This window comes from Vibrio sp. 10N.247.311.13 (assembly GCF_041467595.1).
Taxonomy (GTDB): Bacteria; Pseudomonadota; Gammaproteobacteria; order Enterobacterales; family Vibrionaceae; genus Vibrio; species Vibrio crassostreae_C.
Genome location: NZ_JBFSUX010000076.1, coordinates 1 through 21,021, shown reverse-complemented (window position 1 = coordinate 21,021; position 21,021 = coordinate 1). Strand labels below are relative to the sequence as shown.

General features: G+C 44.1%; 11 protein-coding genes. 8 read left to right on the top strand and 3 right to left on the bottom strand.

Features of this window, described 5'->3' with window-relative positions:
* Positions 1–165: 165 nt before the first annotated feature.
* Positions 166–1,107 (bottom strand): bifunctional precorrin-2 dehydrogenase/sirohydrochlorin ferrochelatase, encoded by a 942-nt coding sequence (locus AB6E52_RS20890; RefSeq protein ID WP_017059700.1) that lies wholly within the window; start codon positions 1,105–1,107, stop codon positions 166–168.
* 480 nt (positions 1,108–1,587) lie between these two features.
* On the opposite strand from AB6E52_RS20890, the gene AB6E52_RS20885 reads away from it, so the two are divergent.
* The 6 genes from AB6E52_RS20885 (at position 1,588) to AB6E52_RS20860 (ending at position 7,217) form a co-directional block, all read left to right on the top strand.
* The gene (locus tag AB6E52_RS20885) at positions 1,588–2,616 is read left to right on the top strand and encodes an amino acid ABC transporter substrate-binding protein (RefSeq protein ID WP_017059701.1); all 1,029 of its coding nucleotides are present in this window, start codon (positions 1,588–1,590) and stop codon (positions 2,614–2,616) included.
* 71 nt (positions 2,617–2,687) lie between these two features.
* A complete protein-coding gene (locus AB6E52_RS20880; RefSeq protein WP_017063829.1) occupies positions 2,688–3,893 on the top strand; it encodes an amino acid ABC transporter permease in 1,206 nt (401 codons plus the stop codon).
* Position 3,894: 1 nt separating this feature from the next.
* The gene (locus AB6E52_RS20875; protein WP_102319807.1) at positions 3,895–4,992 is read left to right on the top strand and encodes an amino acid ABC transporter permease; all 1,098 of its coding nucleotides are present in this window, start codon (positions 3,895–3,897) and stop codon (positions 4,990–4,992) included.
* Positions 4,993–5,014: 22 nt separating this feature from the next.
* Positions 5,015–5,779 (top strand): amino acid ABC transporter ATP-binding protein, encoded by a 765-nt coding sequence (locus AB6E52_RS20870; RefSeq protein WP_017059704.1) that lies wholly within the window; start codon positions 5,015–5,017, stop codon positions 5,777–5,779.
* A gap of 282 nt (positions 5,780–6,061) precedes the next feature.
* A complete protein-coding gene (locus tag AB6E52_RS20865) occupies positions 6,062–6,727 on the top strand; it encodes a Bax inhibitor-1/YccA family protein (RefSeq protein WP_017057206.1) in 666 nt (221 codons plus the stop codon).
* A 160-nt stretch (positions 6,728–6,887) separates the two neighbouring features.
* Complete coding sequence (locus tag AB6E52_RS20860; RefSeq protein WP_017057205.1) at positions 6,888–7,217, top strand: TusE/DsrC/DsvC family sulfur relay protein; 330 nt, start codon at positions 6,888–6,890, stop codon at positions 7,215–7,217.
* A gap of 59 nt (positions 7,218–7,276) precedes the next feature.
* Here AB6E52_RS20860 and yccX read toward each other — a convergent pair whose 3' ends face one another.
* The gene (gene yccX / locus AB6E52_RS20855) at positions 7,277–7,564 is read right to left on the bottom strand and encodes an acylphosphatase (protein WP_017059706.1); all 288 of its coding nucleotides are present in this window, start codon (positions 7,562–7,564) and stop codon (positions 7,277–7,279) included.
* Positions 7,565–7,652: 88 nt separating this feature from the next.
* Between yccX and AB6E52_RS20850 the strand changes: the two genes are divergently transcribed.
* Positions 7,653–9,056 carry a methyl-accepting chemotaxis protein gene (locus tag AB6E52_RS20850; protein WP_102319806.1) on the top strand — a complete coding sequence of 468 codons (1,404 nt, stop codon included), beginning with the start codon at positions 7,653–7,655 and terminating at the stop codon, positions 9,054–9,056.
* 128 nt (positions 9,057–9,184) lie between these two features.
* Entirely contained in the window at positions 9,185–10,378 is a 1,194-nt protein-coding gene (locus AB6E52_RS20845; RefSeq protein ID WP_017059708.1) for a class I SAM-dependent methyltransferase, read from the top strand.
* Between the two features lie 87 nt (positions 10,379–10,465).
* Here AB6E52_RS20845 and AB6E52_RS20840 read toward each other — a convergent pair whose 3' ends face one another.
* Positions 10,466–20,998: a tandem-95 repeat protein gene (locus AB6E52_RS20840; RefSeq protein WP_372189973.1), complete on the bottom strand. Its 10,533-nt coding sequence runs from the start codon at positions 20,996–20,998 to the stop codon at positions 10,466–10,468.
* Between the last annotated feature and the right edge of the window lie 23 nt (positions 20,999–21,021).

The following is a 21,021-nucleotide window of genomic DNA, read 5'->3' as shown; positions in this document are numbered from 1 at the left end:
GGGGATTATCTGCTAACTGCAGGATCGTTCAAGTCTTCTTAAACGATCGGCATTACTTCTTTTGAAGTGGCTTTTTATTTATCTGGTCCAGCTTTAGTTTTATTCCGAGCCTCTAGCCGATTTCAAACAACCAGAAAGCTCTCATTTCAACTAGAAGCAATTACCTCAACTGAGTACTTGGGCTGCTGACAATTTTAGGTCTTTGCCGACCAACAGATTAAACTCTACGCTTGCTGGTGGAATAAACACACACACTCGTAATTTCTCTGCTCTTGCTTGCTCAAGCTTTGTTGATAGCTCTCCGCTGTTGGCGTAGCTCTCTCTTTCTGCATCTCGGCGGCACAGGTCGATAAATTCAAATGGACAATCGCTCGGTGAAAGTACGAGCTCTGCCTCCTGCATCAAACGTAAAGCCTTCATAGACAGCAGCTCGACATCTTGCTCGAATTCAATCCAAGTGACCTGCCCTTCGCTATCAATGCCTTCGGTTAGCGCTTGCTGGTAGTAAGACTCTAACTGCTCTCTGTCATTCACCTGCTCGATAAAGCTGGATGACAAGAAACGCTCCCAAAATTTACGACGCTCGTCGACGGTTGGGAATGACTCTTTGATTGAATTGCGTTTTGATGCACCGAAGTCTGCTATCAAACCTATGTTTTGTGGCAATACCGTTTCGAGTTTTTCTCTGATATTTCTTACTAAAACAGGTGATGCCCCGCCACTAGAGATGGCAATTTGGATTCTGCCGCGATTTATCATCGAAGGTGTGATGAAGTCGCAGTAAGGAAGATCGTCAACCACATTGACTAAAATGCCCAGTTTTTTCGCATCATTATACACTTGGTGATTCAAGCTTGGGTTGTCTGTTGTGGCCCAAACCTGCAAGTAATTTTTCGATATGATCTGTGACGAGTAAAAGTTTTGAACCCAGTGAAGCTTGTTCTCGTCCACAAGCTGCTTTAAGTAAGGCGCTACCTTGGGAGACACCAAAGTCACATCCGCTCCCGCTCGTAGTAAGCTATCGACTTTACGGCAAGCAACCTCACCCCCACCAACCACTAAGATTGGCTTATTTTCTACATCCAAAAACATTGGGAAATAACGCATGTTCTTCCTTGAGACTACTTCAATAACTATTCAGCCATGCTACCAAATTTGGAGCATATTCATAACTATCGAAGTGTAATAAAAATATTTATTGACCAAATTTCAACATTTCTTAAGTTTAATATTTCATCATTGTGATGTTGATTCAGAATATTTATCTAGTCGATTATCAATATAAAAATCTAAATCTCGTTGCACCAACAGTGTGAACCGTTGCACTATTTACATTCACTTAACATTTAGTCATTCTAATTGTGTTCGGATTTGTGATTTCATTCAAAATTCTTTTTAAATTATACATTTGTGAAACTACGGATCCTTTCCTAACCTTATAAACAGTTGTTTAAATCGCACACAGTTTCATTTGCAAAATGCAACTCGTTTAATTTGAATAACAAGGTCATAGAAAACGCAACACATAAGAGAAACTCAAACGAGCACGAGTATCAGGTGTCACCTGGTTAACAAGGAAGGATACAAATGACAAATAAACTAACACTTCTTGCTTCAGTAGTAGCTGCATCAACTGCGATGATGGCAACATCGGCATCAGCGGCAGAAAGCACTCTGGACAAAGTCACATCTCAAGGTTTTCTAACTTGTGGTGTAAGTACCGGTCTTCCAGGGTTCTCTAACCCTAACTCAAAAGGTGAATGGGAAGGAATTGATGTTGAGTATTGTCAAGCTCTTGCAGCGGCTGTACTCGGTGACAAGACTAAAGTTAAGTATGTACCTCTAACAGCAAAAGAGCGTTTTACTGCGCTTCAATCTGGCGAAATCGACGTACTATCTCGTAACACAACATGGACATTACATCGTGACACTGCTCTAGGTCTGAACTTCGTAGGCGTTAACTACTACGATGGTCAAGGCTTCATGGTTAAGAAAGAACTTGGCCTAACAAGTGCTCAAGAGCTTGATGGCGCTTCTGTATGTGTTCAATCAGGTACAACAACTGAACTTAACCTAGCCGACTACTTCCGTAACAGTGGCATGTCTTACAAGCCAGTGGTATTCGATACGGCAGCACAAACATCGAAAGGTTTCGACGCAGGTCGTTGTGACGTACTAACAACTGACCAATCTGGTCTATACGCACTTCGCCTAAACCTAGCTGATCCTAAATCTGCAGAAGTACTTCCTGAAATCATCTCTAAAGAGCCTCTAGGCCCTGTTGTTCGTCAAGATGATGATCAATGGTTTAACGTTGCTAAGTGGACACTTTCAGCAATGATTAACGCGGAAGAATACGGCATCTCTTCTAAAAATGCAGACGAAATGCTTAAGTCAAAAGATCCAAACATCAAACGTATTCTTGGTGTAGACGGTCCTAAAGGTAAAGGCCTTGGCATTCGCGACGACTGGGGTTACCAAGTAATTAAGCAAGTTGGTAACTACGGTGAGAGTTTTGAGCGTACTGTTGGTACAGGTTCTCCACTTCAAATCTCTCGTGGTGTAAATGCATTATGGAATGCGGGCGGCTTTATGTACGCTCCACCAATCCGTTAATAAATTTTCAAGCATCAATTAGGGCGGAGTTTTCCGCCCTATTTATTAAATGGATTTGAGGTTATAGTAGTATGAAACCTAATGAAACTATTTCTCCAGCTCAGGCAAAGCCACAGCCCAAAAGTGCCAACTTATTTTACAACCCCACTTTTCGCTCCATCATTTTCCAAATTATCGCCGTCGGGGCGCTTTGTGCTTTCTTTTACACGATTGTAAATAATGCACTCACAAACTTAGATTCCCGTGGTATCACCACTGGTTTTGATTTTCTCTCCCAAGAAGCTGGTTTTGGTATCGGCTTAACACTGATTGAATACGACGAGACCTACTCATACGGTCGTACATTCTTTATCGGTCTTCTCAATACCGCTTTGGTTTCAGTACTCGGCATCATGCTAGCGACAGTGCTGGGCTTTAGTATGGGTATCGCTAGGCTCTCTTCAAACTGGCTAGTTAGCCGATTTGCAGCTGTCTACATAGAGATATTCCGAAATATCCCTCTGCTATTACAAATCTTTTTCTGGTATTTCGCCGTTCTACAAGCCTTGCCTTCTGCTCGTCAAAGTATGAGTCTAGGTGAAGCAATTTTCTTGAACGTACGCGGGTTGTACTTCCCTGCTCCAGTCTTTGAGCAAGGCAGTAGCATTGTCATCGCATCATTGATTGTCGGTATTATCGCTACGTTTATTATCAACATCTGGGCTAAGAACAGACAGAAACTGACCGGCCAACAAACACCGATGTTGCGAATTGCCGCTGCGTTGATTTTAGGCTTACCGTTGATAACTTACTTTGTTATGGGCATGCCTATCTCTGCAGATTACCCTGTGTTGAAAGGGTTTAACTTCAAGGGTGGTGTTACGATAATCCCTGAGCTTGCTGCATTGATGCTCGCTTTAAGTATCTATACAGCAGCGTTCATTGCTGAGATTGTTCGTTCAGGTATTAACGCGGTAAACCATGGGCAAACTGAGGCTGCGATGTCTCTAGGCATCCCACGTTCTAGAACTCTAAAGCTTGTCATTATTCCACAAGCATTAAGAATCATTATCCCACCACTAACCAGTCAGTATCTAAACCTGACCAAAAACTCATCACTTGCGATGGCCATTGGTTATCCTGATCTTGTCTCTGTATTTGCAGGAACAACACTTAACCAAACTGGACAAGCTATCGAAGTAATCGCGATGACAATGGGCGTCTACCTAACCTTGAGCCTATTAACGTCCGCTCTAATGAACATATACAACCGCAAAGTAGCATTGGTGGAGAGATAAGATGAGTACACATCAATTTCAACCTGATCTTCCGCCTCCAGCGAATACCGTTGGGCCAGTCGGTTGGTTAAGAAAAAATCTATTTAATGGACCTGTTAACAGCGTCGTCACTGTGATTCTTGCTTACTTTGCTTTCACCCTATTATGGGCAATAGCGGATTGGGCATTCATCAGTGCCGACTGGATAGGAACCACACGTGATGCCTGTACTAGCGAAGGCGCTTGTTGGGTTTTTATCAGCGTTCGTTGGGACCAATTCATGTATGGCTTCTACCCAGAAGCTGAACTGTGGCGACCTCGCCTCTTCTATGCAACGTTGGCCATTTTTGTAGCCTTACTGGCTTATGAAAAAACACCTAAACGTACGTGGATTTGGTTGTTCTTCGTCAACATCTTCCCATTTATCATTGCTGGCTTGCTATACGGTGGCGTCTTTGGGTTAGAAGTTGTTGATACCCATAAATGGGGCGGCCTACTGGTTACACTGGTCATCGCACTTGTTGGTATTGTAGTGTCACTCCCTATTGGTGTTGCACTTGCTCTTGGGCGCCGCTCAGAGATGCCGATCATTCGCAGTATGTGTACCGTATACATCGAAATTTGGCGTGGCGTACCGCTCATTACAGTTCTATTCATGGCTTCAGTAATGCTGCCACTCTTTTTATCAGAAGGGACAGAAACCGATAAGCTCATTCGAGCACTTGTAGGGGTAGTTCTATTCAGTGCAGCCTACATGGCCGAAGTAATTCGAGGTGGTCTACAAGCAATACCAAAAGGCCAATACGAAGCAGCTGATGCTCTGGGGTTAAGCTACTGGAAAAAGACTGGGCTTATCATTCTACCTCAAGCTCTTAAAATCACGATTCCTTCAATTGTGAACACCTTCATTGGTTTGTTTAAAGATACCAGTCTTGTTTTGATTATTGGTATGTTTGATGTACTAGGAATTGGCCAAGCCGCGAATACCGACCCTGAATGGCTTGGGTATTCAACAGAAAGTTATGTATTTGTCGCGTTAGTGTTCTGGGTGTTTTGTTTTGGCATGTCGAGATATTCGATATGGCTAGAAAACAGACTTCACACCGGTCACAAACGATAATTAACAAGATCAAGGACGTATTATGACGCAGCAGACAGAAAACAACTCTCAAGGTCTTATGATCGAGTTGAAAGACATGAACAAGTGGTACGGTGAATTCCACGTACTTAAGAACATCAATTTAGAAGTTAAAAAAGGCGAGAAAATCGTTATCTGTGGCCCTTCAGGCTCTGGTAAATCAACGATGATCCGCTGCATCAACCGATTAGAAGAGCACCAAAAAGGTCATATCTTCGTTTCAGGTAATGAATTAACGGAAGACCTAAAGAACATCGAAGCCGTGCGTAGAGATGTCGGCATGTGTTTCCAACACTTCAATCTATTTCCACATCTGACGGTATTAGAGAACTGTACTCTGGCTCCAATCTGGGTCAAAAAGATGCCAAAAGAAGAAGCCGAAGCGATTGCAATGAAGTACCTAGAGCGCGTAAAAATCCCTGAGCAAGCGGACAAGTTCCCAGGTCAGCTTTCAGGTGGTCAACAGCAGCGTGTAGCTATCGCTCGCTCTTTGTGTATGAACCCTCAAGTGATGCTGTTTGATGAGCCAACGTCGGCGCTCGATCCAGAAATGGTTCGTGAGGTGTTAGACGTAATGGTTGAGCTTGCAGAAGAAGGCATGACGATGCTTTGTGTAACGCACGAGATGGGCTTTGCTAAAGAGGTCGCGGATCGCGTTATCTTCATGGATGCCGGTGAAATCATAGAAGAGAACAACCCTGTCGATTTCTTTGAAAACCCACAATCAGACAGAACGCAGAACTTCTTAAGCCAAATCTTACACCACTAATGTGTTATGATGCATAAACTACAGAGGCGGCTTAGGTCGCCTCTTTGTTTTCAGTGTTATAATTAGTTTTTCAAGATTATAAACAGCGATTCAGTGCGATTAAAATTGAACAACGAACCTTAACTGCACTTTAAGAAATACTTTGTTACACCTTCAGAAACACTTAACCGACTATTTTGATTATTATTTTACGCATACAAGAGGAATGAGAGACTTGATTTTTCGAACTTTCACCCCCATAAATGTACTAATAACTATTGAAGTCACCTTACGAGGAAGATTATGAACAGCCCTATGTTTTCACGCACAGCATCTCAAGAAAGTGCTCTGCAAACCAATAAAGTGTTGCGTAACACCTACGCATTACTGTCTATGACACTACTTTGGTCTGCTGTTGTAGCAGGCGTATCCATGGCGATGAACCTTCCTCGCCCGGGTCTTATTATCATGCTCGTTGGCTTCTACGGCCTACTTTTCCTAACAGAAAAGAACCGTGACAACAGCATGGGTCTAGTCTTCACATTCCTATTTACAGGTTTCTTAGGCTACACCATCGGTCCAATCTTAAACATGTACGTTGGCGCAGGCATGGGTGATGTCATCCTAACTGCACTTGGCGGTACAGCACTGGCGTTTATGGGCGCATCAGCTTACGCACTAACAACTAAGCGTGACCTGTCGTTCCTTAATGGCATGCTATTAGCGGGTTTCGTAGTACTACTTGTAGGTATGGTTGCAAACATCTTCCTACAAATGCCTCTACTATCATTGGCAATGAGCGGTATGTTCATCCTGTTCTCGACTGGTGTTATCTTGCTTACAACGCAAAACATCATTCGTGGCGGTGAAACAAACTACATCTCTGCAACGATCAGCTTGTACGTATCGATCTACAACATCTTCATCAGCCTACTAAGCATCCTAGGCATCATGGGCAGCGACGACTAATCGTTCCCATCATTGAAGAATATCTAGCCCAAGAGCCTACCTCTTGGGCTTTTTTGTATCTATAAGTACGATATTTCATTGGATAGCTACAATTTCTGTTGAGAAAGACAAACTTGGTCATGTACCCTATCCGCATAGTTAATTGGATTCTGGATTAAACATGTTTGAATATAACGGCAAGCAAATCGAAACCGACGCTCAAGGCTACCTATTGGATTACACGCAATGGGAAGAAGGCATGATTGAAATTCTTGCTCAAGACGAGGCGATTGAACTTACAGATGCACACTTAGAAGTCGTACATTTTGTAAGGAGCTTTTACGAAGAGTTCAACACCTCACCAGCGGTTCGCATGCTCGTTAAAGCAATGGAAAAAGCTCACGGCCCAGAAAAAGGCAATAGTAAGTACCTTTTCAAGTTATTCAAAAAAGGCCCTGCAAAACAAGCGACCAAGCTCGCCGGTTTACCTAAACCAGCAAAGTGCTTGTAAAACCTAACCCGCTTTAGGTCATTAAGTTACGTTCAATATAAAATACTGTAGTGCTACAACTACAGTATTTTAAACGCCCCTATGCGTACGTCTTGGCGCTCACTATCTTTAACTTGATGCATCACAACGTTGTCTACTGTTGCGCTCGAAGGGCCAATATAGAGCCAAGCATGTAACTTCTCAATTTGCTGACTCTCTCCGACAACTAACACTTCAACTCGACCATCATTTAAGTTCTTTGCATAACCTGAGAGACCCATAGCTTGCGCCTGCCTACTGGTGTGGTAACGGAACCCAACACATTGAACTACGCCTGACACGACAAAAATATATTGTGAACTTTCCATAACGTTGCCTCATAAATTATATGAATGATATAGTCGAGTTTCTATTCATTCACCGCTTATTGGTGGACTTACTTCGAGTATAACGATTATGAAAGAAATCCCATTTCGTTGGATTGACAAATATCTCATTCACCTAAAAATCCAAGAAAAGTTCTATCTACTCTTCTTATTGCCTCTTCTCGCCCTGGTTATATTAACTCTCGTTTTAGATAGTGCCGCGGACTCTTTACTTGCTCACCTTTATCAAGAAGAAATGCTCTTGATGAAAGGGCTTATCGAAGCGGGTCAACTCACTAAAGATCAAGTAGCTCAGCTTGTCAGCAGCTCTGAAACTATCTCTTTAGGCTACGGTGCTGGTTCTGTTTCAGTGATGAATGGAGCGTTCAGCCTAGTTGCTAACCATGACCAAAACCTTTGGTCTGCTCTATCGACGACTCAGGTTTCTATCATCGCTGTAACCCTAACGCTTATCGCACTAGGTGTTTACTACATCATGACCTTTATTGGCGGCGCGATGTTCTCTATGAACAAAGCTCTGAACACGCTTGCGAATGGCGACTTAACTTGCCGCATGAACTACTTCTTAGTTCGTGACGAGTTCAGTGAAATCGCGATTACAATCGATAAAGTTGCGGAGCGTGAACAAAACATGGTTCTATCAATCCAAGAGTCTGTCGCTCTCATGCAGCAGATCAGCTCGGACTTGAACCAGTCAACACAACAAAGTTCAGACATCTCAGGTAACCAACAAGAACACCTGAATAGCTTAGCAAGTGCAACGGAACAAATGGCGGCTACCATTCGCGAAGTCGCTACCCTTGCTCATGCGTCTAGCTCACAAACGATGGACGCTCGCGGCGTTGCTCAGAGCGGTCAAGTCAAGGTTTCAAATACACTGGAGTCTATCTCTAGCCTATCTCAAGAGATCCAGTCCGCTTCACAAGCAGTAGAAGAACTGGATGCCAACGCGGCGCAGATCGATGAAGTAGTCACAACCATCAACGGTATTTCTGAACAGACTAACCTGTTAGCGTTGAACGCAGCTATCGAAGCCGCACGTGCTGGCGAGCAAGGTCGTGGATTTGCTGTTGTTGCCGATGAAGTTCGTGCCCTTGCCGGTCGTACTCAGCAAGCAACGGTTGAAATCCAAAGCATGATTGAATCATTACAACGTAACAGTCAATCACTGACCAAGCTGATGGAAGTCACGGTGAACAATGCTAACGAAGGCCAAACACTGATGTCAGAAGTGAACGTCGAGATCGGTTCATTAGCGGAAAAAAACCAGTCTATTTCAGATAGCAGCACTCAAATTGCTACCGCGGCTGAAGAACAAGGCGTAGTCGCTGACAACATTGCACAGAGTGTTGAAGAGATTCGCCATCAATCAGACAGTATCTGCGAGATGATCAGTAAGAGTAATTCCAATGTTGACCAACTTCGTAAACAAAGCGATACGATGGAAGGTTTGCTGACAGGTCTTAAAGCTTAATACTGATATCCACCACAATGTGTTGATTAATCATTACTAGGGCTGCTTCTGCAGCCCTTTCTTATTTGCTTTTCACCTGCACTTCCCCGACAATACCCCTCCTTCAAATTCAACAAACAGAGTAAATTATGACTCCTTCAATTCATCTAGCTAAAGGCCGAGATAAATCACTACGCCGCAAACACCCTTGGGTATTTTCACGCGGTATCGATAAGGTCGAAGGCGAACCAAAACAAGGTGAAACTGTAGACGTATATGCTCAAAATGGTCAGTGGCTTGCAAAAGCGGCTTACTCACCAGAATCTCAAATTCGAGCTCGTGTTTGGACATTTGAAAAAGAAGAGATCAACAAGGCGTTCTTCGTAAAACGAATTCAAGACGCACAGTCTTTACGAGAAGACATTATCGAACGTGATGGTCTAACGGGCTACCGCCTAACGGCCGCAGAGTCTGATGGCTTACCAGGTATCACAATCGACAAATACCAAGACTTTCTTGTTTGCCAACTGCTAAGTGCTGGCGCTGAGTTTAACAAAAGCGTATTGGTTGAAGCGTTAATCGAGTGCTTCCCTGACTGCAACATCTACGAGCGTTCAGACGTGGCAGTTCGTAAGAAAGAAGGCCTAGAACAAGTTGTCGGCGTTCTTCATGGTGAAGAGCCACCAAAATCTATCGTGATTGAAGAAAATGGCGTTAAAATCAGCGTGAACATTATGGAAGGCCACAAAACAGGCTTCTACATGGACCAACGTGATAGCCGCAAAGAATCGATGAAGTACGTTAAAGGCAAAGATGTCCTTAACTGTTTCTCATATACAGGTGGCTTTGGCCTTTACGCACTTAAAGGCGACGCGAAGCGTGTTATCAACGCTGACGTATCTCAACTTGCTCTTGATACCGCTAAGTTCAACGCTGAACTTAATGAGTTTGATATCTCGAAAAAGCGCGCTGTATTCCTAAACGCTGACGTTTTCAAACTGCTTCGTGAGTACCGTGATCAAGGCACTAAGTTTGACGTAGTGATCATGGACCCACCAAAGTTTGTTTCAAGCAAGAATAACCTAACTTCAGGCGCTAACGGCTACAAAGACGTTAACATGCTTGCGATGCAAATCCTGAAACCAGGTGGCACTCTACTCACCTACTCTTGCTCTGGCTTAATGGGTACTGATTTGTTCCAAAAAATCATCGCTGATGCAGCATTAGACGCAGGCCGCACTGTTAAGTTCGTAGAACGCTTCGAGCAAGCAGCTGACCATCTAACTGACACTGCTTACCCAGAAGGCTTCTACCTAAAAGGTTTTGCTTGTAAGGTTCTTTAAATACAAATTACCAGTCTAAGAAACAGCGTTACAGTTCATAAAAAACCGAGATTCTTCAATCTCGGTTTTTTATTAGTATCAGCAAACTCAATCGTCTTTAATAACTAGGATGTCAGACAAACTATTCGTCAAGTCTGCAGTGGAGAGGCCATCAAATTCAATTTTAACTTGCTGCCCATCTTTTTCTACAACCATGGCGGAGTTAACTTCGCCTCCTTCAACCTCGATGTTGTCTAACAACTCAGTGACTTGTTGTTGAGTTGGCGCATCAGCAAATAAGTCAGACAAATCAACCTTATCTCCTTCCGCGATGCTAAAATCGGAGATTCGATCGGTACTTCCATCTAAATCACCATCAACCCACTTGAATATATCAGCGTCATCACCACCAATAAGGATATCGTTTCCGAGACCACCAATCAGCGTATCTTGACCAACTCCACCTTTAAGTGCGTCATCACCACTCCCACCATCTAAGTAGTCATTACCAGTACCACCATCGATAGCGTCGATACCTGCTTGTCCGTAAACTGTATCGTTACCGTCACCAGTGAAAGCAATATCGATGCTGTCATTCTTATTCATACTTGGTCTATAACTATCGCCTTCCGATACAAAATCATCACGCTCAGCCGCACCGTCTTTAGGGTTCTTGGCTAATGACTCACTCCCCCCAAGGTAAACCGTGTCGTTTCCACCTCCTAGTTGAACGTAATCACCACCTTTGCCAACATCAACAAGGTAATCGGTGTTTGTATTATCAAACGTTGATGTTCTCTCATTTTCTGTATTCCCAACAGAGAATTGATGCTTCTGCCATTGAAGGTCAGCTCCATCTACGGTAATCGTGTCGGTGACATCTCCAGAAGAACTAATCGTGGTTGGTGTTACGGGCTCAGGAACCTCAATTTCTGCAGTTGCCGTAGAGCTTGCAAATTTGTCCGCTCCCGTAACATATTGCTCTTCACTAACTGCTTCAACTGTAATACCAAAATCACGATTTCCAGTATAATCCGCCGGGAATACTAATTGAGCACTTACCGTCCCCACAACTCCAGCTGCATCAACAGCAAGTGCAAGTATGTAATTACTTGTACCATTGACTGGCGTTTGCAGTACTCCATCTACATACAGTTTCGCCCCTGACGGAATACCACTCACCGTAACCGAATCACCTTTAATGATTTCACTGCCATCCGTATCTTGCAAAGAAACCGTTATATCGACAGGGATTTCCTGTTGTTGAACAATACGATAGCTTCCATCTATGTTGTTTAGTTCAACGATAGCATCAGAGAAAATCAATCGTTCAATTTCATATAAGTGGTCTCCATTTTCATCAGAAGGAGTATATTGATCATTAGGTGTATCGGTCCCCTTCGTATCTCGCACTAGCCAGTGGCCGACACCTCCACCATGATCGCCTAGATCTGTGATTATGTACTGAGAAACTGGACCTGAGTAAATTACAGTGTCATACCCATCGACACCTATATCACTGGTAGTTTCATCACCTTCAATTTTGTCATTTCCAGCGCCTGATACGAACCAATCGTTGCCCGCACCACCTATATAGTGGTCCGAGTCCTGACTTTGGTCACCAACATAAAGCTTGTCCTTAGATCCGCCTTGATGTAAGTGCTCATGAATATCCGCGTTAAGTACTCTGCCTTCCTCAAAACCATCTAATTTAAGTTCTGTAAGTAGTGTGTTTTTCTCTGTAGTAGTCAACTGGGAGAACCCAACAAGTTCTTGATATACGTCGATACCGTTGGAAAAGGTAATATCCCCAATGGAAACAGCTACTAATGGGGCATCAGCCACAGGCGTAATATCTACCGTAAGCGTATGCTCTTCTGACGTACCATTCTCGTTTACAGCCTTGAACTTAATTTCAGCGTAGTCATTCGATTTATTGCCTACACCATCAACATTAAAGCCGTCATAACCAGATTCGTTAGCATCTGGATTAAAGCCGATCACGCCTGAAATTAATTGAGCCGATGTAATCTGACTCGAGTTTAGTGGCTGCCAATTTGGCTCTTGAACAGTACCAAGGTTAATCACCAACGCTCCATCGAGTGGTTGATGAGTTATCACTATATCGTTGCCAGACTCAATCCCAAAATCATCAATCGATAGCACTAAAATAGTATCTTCTTGTCCAAAGGCTTCCTTACTCTCAGCATCCGGTCCAACAGACACTGGATGAACAATCAAGTCGAAGGCCCCGTTCGAAATCTCACTGGTATCTCCGACAATCTCGTCTGAAATCGCTTCAATCTTAACGTTATAAGTGCCTGGCTCATCAACCTGAATCATCAGATCAGCGAGCACTGTTTCGGCAGTACCATTTGATGTTAACCAAGCAGATATATCAACTTCACCATCAGCATTAACAACAAGCTCCTGATCTCCAAGTTTAACAATTGAACCTTCAGGCAAACCGGACACGACGAGTCTCAACGTCTCTGAACCATCGGTATCAACAAGCTGCGTAGTTATCTTAGAGACATTGATAAAGGTATCTTCCAGCCCTTCATTAATATCGAACGCTGGGTAATAACCACCCTCTAAGGATTCATGTTCAACCTGTGCCCCGATATTAACTTTATCCTCAAGCGAACTTACATCCGGAACAATATCGAAGTTGTCCGTGTTAAAGTCTACGGGTTCATTACCACCAACTGCGACACTGATAGTGGCATTACCTGGACCAGCCTCGTTGTCGTGGAATGCAGTAATTGTGTACCAACCAGATGCCGATGGTACAAAGGCTGAAGACTCATAGGTACCGCCTCCGCCCCAAGTTTGAGAGGCCATGGTTTCACCACCGACTTCAAGTCTAAATGAATCATCTGCATGACCGCTAAACACGTATGACTCACCAGCAACTAGGAATACCAAACCAGTAAGTTTGCTCGAAATGTTTTCGATAGCTGGAGAGTTCTGAGTGCCAAAGTCTGGCGTCTGTGTAACTTCTGAAGTGTTGGCAACACCTGCAGACTCGATTGCTTGTTCAACAACGTCCGGAGCGACACCGCTACCATTGTTGTAATCAAAGTCTAGGTTCTCCCATTGCTCTAACTTAAAACCTTCATCTAAATCTACATTTGGTGTTTCTACAACTAACTTGGCAAGTGTCGTATCAGGGCGAATATCAATCGACATCGTCGTACTAGAGCTGGTGTTGATGCCATCAGAACTGTGGTAGTTAAACTCCGCATAATCTTGCTGATTATTACCAGTTACTACATTATCTTCATCAAACATTGATGTACTAGATTCATAGCTTACTGGGTTGAATATCAAGAAACCTTGTTCAATCTGCTCTTGGCTTACTGATACTCCTGTACCAATCGTTTCAGTATTTAACAGAACCCATTCATCAGTAGATTCGTTGTACAGATACATATCACCCGCACCTGGAGCACTAGTGATAACAATCGACAATTCACTAGAATCTGCGTCAGAAACATTGAAATCGGCCCACTTAAACGTAATCGATGAACCTTGGGCTTGTGCCTCATCGCCAATGACATGTGAGTCCTGTGCTTGCGGTGCTTCATCGTTATCAATGATCGTCGCAATACCTTGCTTACCACCCACTTCGAGCGTGAAGTTCTCATTTAACTCATCAATGCCGTCTTCGTTAGTTGGTACCTTGATGTCAAACGACGTTACTCCCGCAGGCACAACAAGCTGACCATTAACAAGCGTCACTCCCTCAGTGAACTCTACGTTGTCGGTGAAATCTTTGTTATCACCGAGCTCGGCAGAACCGGAGTTTAACGACCAGTCGAATTGAGTCTCTTGACTGCTTGTGTTAACTAGGTTCACGGTGAAGACAGCTACATCGCCTTCAATTACTTGTTCATTATTTGGATTAACCGCGTTGCTCACTGTATCGATAGTTGGAGCTTCATCGTTATCAGTAATGCTGCCCACTGCAGATTCACCATCAACAGTCACGGTGTAGGTTTCAGCGATCTCATGGAGACTGTCATCAATTGTCGGAATCAAGATTGCAAAGTCCTTCACTCCAATTGGGACAATCAGTTTTCCACTTTGCTGATCATAGGTGACGCCATTAGTAAAACGAACCTGACTCAAGTCGAGATCTTTTTCTTCACCCGAATCATTCGCAGCATCCGTGTTCTTACCAAAAGTAACGTCCAATACAGACTCAACAAGTGCACTTGAATCCAGAATTACTTTAAAGCCAAGATCATCACCTTCAACTACTGAGTCTGCTAGCAGGTCTACAGACGCAACACTAGAAGGAGTCGGTAAAGGGTTGACGATAACATTAACTTCAGCACTCGCGATTTGGCCATTATCATCAGTAACCTGATATTTAAACGTTGTTTCACCGACAAAATCATCGCCAGTTAAATCAAAGTATACGATGCCGTCTTTGATATACGCATTACCTTCCGTTTCACCGTATACATAGGTAATACGTAGATTGTCGCCATCTGAATCGATATCGTTATTTAGAAGCTCAGAACCGATAATGCCAGCAAGCTTCGATGTTGGAATCTCAAGAATGCCGCCTTGATTCACTGCATACGCGCCTTCACTAGAGGCTTTAAAACCAGTTAGGAAGTAATCTGACGCATCATTATCATTCGTTGCTTGGTTGGAATACTCAGTTGCTTCAAATACCACAGTATCAAACGCGATTGGAGTACCATCAGGACCAAGCGGTGTTATTTCGTAAGTACCTTTATTGTTACCGTCTTCAGCAATAAACGTATCACCTGCAACCGCTACGCCATTGAGGTACGCTACCCAACTGCCTTGTTCATGGTTATCAGTGAAATCACCGTCATTACCTTCGTTTTTAAACAAGTTAGATACTGAAAATGTAAACTGAGTAGCAGGGCTATCTAAGTTGATTTCAAACTTCTCAGATTGCTGCTCTGCGCGATCATATTCAATCTGAGCACCCAATCCACCTACTTTGCCGGCAACACCAATCTTAATGCCGCTGTGTGCGAAGTCTTTATCTTGGCCATTGAAGCTAGCATTTAGCTCAGCGCCTTCGGCTGACCATGGAGAGTCGTTGTCTTCACTGAACTCACCCAGTTTAACTTCGAAGCCTTGCGGATCGTTATTCGCATTCAGATCACCAGACTTATCGATAGTAACTGTCTTAACTTCACTTTCGTTACCATCACTGTCTACCGCTTTATATTCGAATGAATCTGACGCCTTAGCTTCAAGAGAAGTCAGCTCCCAGTTACCTGGTCCTTGTGTGCTTGCTTCCACCGAAACAATCTCAGCACCTTCAGGAGCGACAATCGTGACATTTTGATTATTGTGGGTGTCATCATAAAGGAAGGTTTTGTCTTCTGTGACACCATTACCATAATCAAAGGTGACTGTAATCTCAGCTCTTGATTGAACACTATCATCAGCATTTGGGGCAAACCAACCACCCAAACCACTTAGACCAACCGTTACTGAGTCCGCTGGACGAGAAGAGAAATCAATGTTGATCGCCTCGTCTTGGTGAATACCGCGATTAGTCGATGCAATACCGAAACCCATATGGCCTTGCTGACTGTTGTTTTGCACTAAAGGCTTAGCGTCAACGTTATTTCGACCTTCCGAGGTAATGGTGACGACATCACCATTATCAAACTTCAGTTCGCGAGTATACGCATCTACTTCATCACCCCAGTTATGGAACTCTGCAGTGCTATGAGGGCCTTTATCTAATGTGGATGTATCATCAACACCTAAGAAGAAGCCCGTTGATTCTTGGTCATCTTCATAAACGATGTTGTTAGGATCTGCATACGTCTGCCCAACTACCACTTCAACCTTGTTATTACCATCGACATAGTAAAGAGTTCCTGAATCAGGCAGCTCTGTGATGATCACGCCGAGATTTGTATCTGCGTCATTATCGTTATCATCTTCATTATCAGAAATATGGTCTGTACCATCACCTTCGATAGTCCCCATCCCGGTATCGAAAATAACTTGCGAAGAGCCATCTGCATTGAGAGAAATAGAGAAGTCTTCAGCTTTTGGCGGGTTATCATGGCTATCGTCAATAGCTACATTTTTATCAGCACTAGAAGTATCTAGCTTCTCAAATACATCGGTACCATCTTGGGTTACGGATACAACACTAACGTTAAACTCTTGTCCAACTTCGTATTCGTTGTCTTGTTCAGTTTGAATCTCAAAGGTCGCTGTATTTGTATTTGCGTCTACGTTTACAGTTATAACTTCAACAATATCTTCATTGCTCGCATTTGTGTAAGAGTACTGAAGAGTAACCACACTATCTTCAGGCACTTGCTCACTTAGCGTAATCGTAAATGGACTTGTCTTATCACCCTCAATAACTGAATCGGGACCAGTCAGCCCAACTGTAACGGTATCTTTGTCGTTTGTGTCTGTCTCATCGACAATCTTAGCTGTACCTGAGTCCTGTTTGTCATTTTCAACAAACTCACTAGTTGAGCTAGCATTTAGAGTTACAGTCTCTTCACCCTCAAGCAATTTATCATCAAGAACCTTGATGAAGACTTCTAAGCTATCAGAGCCGCTAGCAATAATAAGATCGGCAAGCTCCTGATCTGAAAGCGCTTTATAATCTTGTCCATCTTTAACGTAGATCTTGTCTTCGTAATCGACACCTTTAGTTGCAGTATCCCCTGCCGACCCTAGTGTAAGAGCAAGACCAACGTTCTCAGAGACAAACTCATCTAGGTTGATTTCAAATGATAAGAAAGCATCTTCTGCTTCTGTCACTGGTTGGCCAGCAGTAACTGTTAGCTCAGCAACAGGTAATACATCAACATTCACTACAACCGTATCTGTACCACCGTTACCGTCCGACACGGCAACAACAAATGAATCATCTCCATCAAACTCGTTGTTCGGAGTGTACTTCCACTCGCCCGTTTCAGGGTCGATCTCAACACTACCGTTTGTAGGTTGGCTCACCGTGTAAGTCAGGTCAGTGTCGTCAATATCGGTTGCAGTAACCTTACCAGATACAGAGTTATCCTCTTTAGTCGATACACTTATTTGATCAGTATCGCCAATCGGCACTCCATCTTTGACAAATATTGGAGCATCATTTTCTGGAGTGACATTAATCGTAACCACGGCGGAATCAGTACCACCTTTACCGTCAGAAACTGTGTAAGTAAACGTAGCGATACCATTGAAGTCATCCGCTGGAGTGTAACGAACGGTCTGAGAACCATCTTGTAGCTCAACTAACTCAACCTGACCGTATGTTGGATCAATCACTAAACTATCTAAAATGATTAACGTATCACCATCAACATCAGAGTCATTCGAAAGTAACTCGCTACTAGGTATATCGAGAGTTACATCTTCTTGTGTCTGAAGATTTTTAATCACTTCTTGAAATTTGATATTGTCTAGATAAGTCCCACTCTTGTCGCCTTCAGTGCCAACTTCTCTAAATGAAAGGGTATTTGAACCATCTCCACTCCCACCTAATAATTCCAATAACTGGGTTTGCATTATGTTACTTTCAGGGGTGATCGTAGCAACAACTTCGCCGTTCCAAATGACCTCAAGCTCAGCACTCGGCAATCTTTCGTACATTGCCGTATCAAAAGACAGTTGGTATAAGGTACCGCTTTCTACACCTTGAATTTGTTGAGTAAGGGTTACATTGTCACCATTACCTTCCATATCAATCATACGATCGCCGTCTGTTTCATCAACAGCATAGCCTTCTTGAACTGAATCTAAAGCACCAGTTCTTGCATCGTAGGACCAACCATCTAGTTGGTCGATTCGAGAACCCCAACCGGCATTTGATACCGATTCATAGTCTTCAAAGCTACCATTGACGATCAGGTTATCACCTAACGCTCTTGAATCATCGTTCGCGATAGGGTCATCATTTACTGGTGTGACATTAACGGTCACTGTCGTAGTGCTTTTTTCACCATGAGTATCAACAATGGTGTATTCGAAAGTCGCTTCACCATTGAAGTCTTGGTTAGGTTCAAACACGACATTGCCATCTATCAGCAGAACAGAACCGTTTGTAGCATCGGTTGCGTTGACAGAAAAAATGGTTATGTCATCCCCATCAACATCGAAATCATTGGCTAACAGCTCACTACCACTAATAGTAAGAGCCTGATCTTCTTCCGTTATGAGTTTGGGTGCATCTATTCCGGTAACTGTAATGTTATCGATAAACGCACCAAGCGAATCAGATTCACCCGCACCAGCAAAAGCGATTAAAGTAGCATCACTACTAACATCAAACTCAGCATTTACTTGATACCAACCTTTGTTATCCGGACCATCTAGTGTTACAGAAATGCCTTCTGGAGCAGTCACTGTTCCATCCGCATGCAGCGTAATAGTTGTATTCCCAACAGTAAAAGTCATATCAGACGACGAGTTGCCGTCTTGGCGAGGGTTATAATCGAACTCTACCCTCAAAGAGTCTTGATCCGACGTATCAATTGATGTCGTCATCACCGTGTTTTTATGTGGGTCTAGCTCTGCGTAAAAATCACCGTCGGTAGCATCAACAATTAAGCCGTCTCGCTCAATCTCTATACCATTAGTAAAGTCCCATACCTCTGATGGGTCTTTAGAAACAACCGTCCAACCCGCTGGGTTTGCCATATTTTCGAATGACTCAGTGAGCAATATGGTTTCTTGAACGTTTTTGTAAGAATCACTGATGGCTACAGGCGCATCGTTGACTGGCGTCACCGTCAAGTTGAACGTGCTGTCTACCGGTGTGCTGCCATCTTCGTTGCCGTCTTCAACGTTAATATCGAAAGACGCCGACGTGGTTTCGCTGCCGTCATGTTTAAACGTCACTTTACCCGCCGCCAACTGCGCCACCGTAAAGCTGCTCGACGCGACGCCGTTCACTAAGATTGTGCCGTTACTCACGTTGCTGACCGTGAAGCTCACGCCTGTGTCCGTATCGTCAACGTCCGTGTAGCCAAGATCTGCCGCCGTGATGGTGTAGCTGCCTGCTTCATCCATTTCACCCAACAGATCGCCTGTCAGCTCCGGCGCATCATTCACTGGCGTCACCGTCAAGTTGAACGTGCTGTCTACCGGTGTGCTGCCATCTTCGTTGCCGTCTTCAACGTTAATATCGAAAGACGCCGACGTGGTTTCGCTGCCGTCATGTTTAAACGTCACTTTACCCGCCGCCAACTGCGCCACCGTGAAGCTGCTTGACGCGACGCCGTTCACTAAGATTGTGCCGTTGCTCGCGTTGCCGACCGTGAAGGTCACGCCTGTGTCTGTATCGTCAACGTCTGTATAACCCAAGTCAGCTGCCGAGATCGTGTAGCTGCCTGCCTCGTCCACTTCCGCCGCCAGATCACCTGTCAGCTCCGGCGCATCATTCACTGGCGTCACCGTCAAGTTGAAAGTGCTGTCTACCGGTGTGCTACCATCTTCGTTGCCGTCTTCAACATTCACATCGAACGACGCCGACTTGGTTTCGCTGCCGTCATGTTTGAACGTCACTTCACCCGCCGCCAACTGCGCCACCGTGAAGCTGCTCGACGCGACGCCGTTCACTAAGATTGTGCCGTTGCTCGCGTTGCCGACCGTGAAGGTCACGCCTGTGTCTGTATCGTCAACGTCCGTGTAGCCTAAGTCCTCAGCCGTAATGGTGTAGCTGCCTTCTTCATCCACTTCACCCAACAAATCACCTATCAGCACTGGTGCATCGTTCACAGGAGTAATATTAAGCGTAACTTCTGCTTCGTCTTCCCCACCGTTCCCATCGGTCACTTTATATTTAAAAGTTGCCTCCCCGTTATAGTCGGTATCCGGTGTGAATATAATTGTATTGTTTGTGTAGTCGACAAACAGCTCACCATTAGTCGCGGAGGTAATTGAACCCACAACAATTGAGAGCTCATCACCATCAATGTCAGTATCATTCGCTAACAATTCATCAAAAGAAATCGTGATAGACGTGTCTTCAGCAGTAACAAGTTTAGATTGATTAATACCTGTCACTGTAATGTTATCTAACAACGCACCATAGCTATCTGAAGCTCCAGCACCTGCAAATGTAAGGTCCGTAACGTCCCCTTGGACTTCGAACTCAGCCGTGATCTTATACCAACCATTTGCGTCAGGTTGCCCTATTTGGACATTAAGTCCGTCGGCACCCGATAGAGATCCATCTGCGTGAACAGTAACTAACGTGTCACCGACTTTAAACGTCATGTCAGAAGATGAATTACCGTCTCGTCGAGGGTTGTAATCAAATTCAACACGCACGCTATCTTGGTCTGACGTATTAATATTTGTTGTGATCGCGGTGTTTTGATGAACATCAAGCTCAGCGAGGTAGTCACCGTCTGTCGCTTCAGCTATGAGACCGTCACGCTGAATCTCTAGACCATTTGTTGCTTCCCAATCATCTAGTTCGTCGCCAGTTACTACAGTCCAACGACCTGTGTTTGTCATGTTTTCAAAGGACTCAGAGAAGAGCAGCGTCTCACTATGAGTTTCATATGTGTCATCAATCGCTACTGGGCCCTCGTTCACGTTACTCTCTTTCAGGGTCACCGTCGCTTCCGCTGTCGAGCCGTAACCGTCGGTCATCACCATCTGGTAATCGCCACTGTTCGTGC

Excerpts from the sequence above, each read along its gene's own strand:
- AB6E52_RS20890 (WP_017059700.1), bottom strand. The coding sequence starts at position 1,107 with ATGCGTTATTTCCCAATGTTTTTGGATGTAGAAAATAAGCCAATCTTA.
- AB6E52_RS20870 (WP_017059704.1), top strand. The coding sequence starts at position 5,015 with ATGACGCAGCAGACAGAAAACAACTCTCAAGGTCTTATGATCGAGTTG.
- AB6E52_RS20840 (WP_372189973.1), bottom strand. The coding sequence starts at position 20,998 with ATGGTGATGACCGACGGTTACGGCTCGACAGCGGAAGCGACGGTGACC.
- AB6E52_RS20860 (WP_017057205.1), top strand. The coding sequence starts at position 6,888 with ATGTTTGAATATAACGGCAAGCAAATCGAAACCGACGCTCAAGGCTAC.
- AB6E52_RS20850 (WP_102319806.1), top strand. The coding sequence starts at position 7,653 with ATGAAAGAAATCCCATTTCGTTGGATTGACAAATATCTCATTCACCTA.
- AB6E52_RS20875 (WP_102319807.1), top strand. The coding sequence starts at position 3,895 with ATGAGTACACATCAATTTCAACCTGATCTTCCGCCTCCAGCGAATACC.
- AB6E52_RS20880 (WP_017063829.1), top strand. The coding sequence starts at position 2,688 with ATGAAACCTAATGAAACTATTTCTCCAGCTCAGGCAAAGCCACAGCCC.
- AB6E52_RS20885 (WP_017059701.1), top strand. The coding sequence starts at position 1,588 with ATGACAAATAAACTAACACTTCTTGCTTCAGTAGTAGCTGCATCAACT.
- AB6E52_RS20865 (WP_017057206.1), top strand. The coding sequence starts at position 6,062 with ATGAACAGCCCTATGTTTTCACGCACAGCATCTCAAGAAAGTGCTCTG.
- AB6E52_RS20845 (WP_017059708.1), top strand. The coding sequence starts at position 9,185 with ATGACTCCTTCAATTCATCTAGCTAAAGGCCGAGATAAATCACTACGC.
- yccX (WP_017059706.1), bottom strand. The coding sequence starts at position 7,564 with ATGGAAAGTTCACAATATATTTTTGTCGTGTCAGGCGTAGTTCAATGT.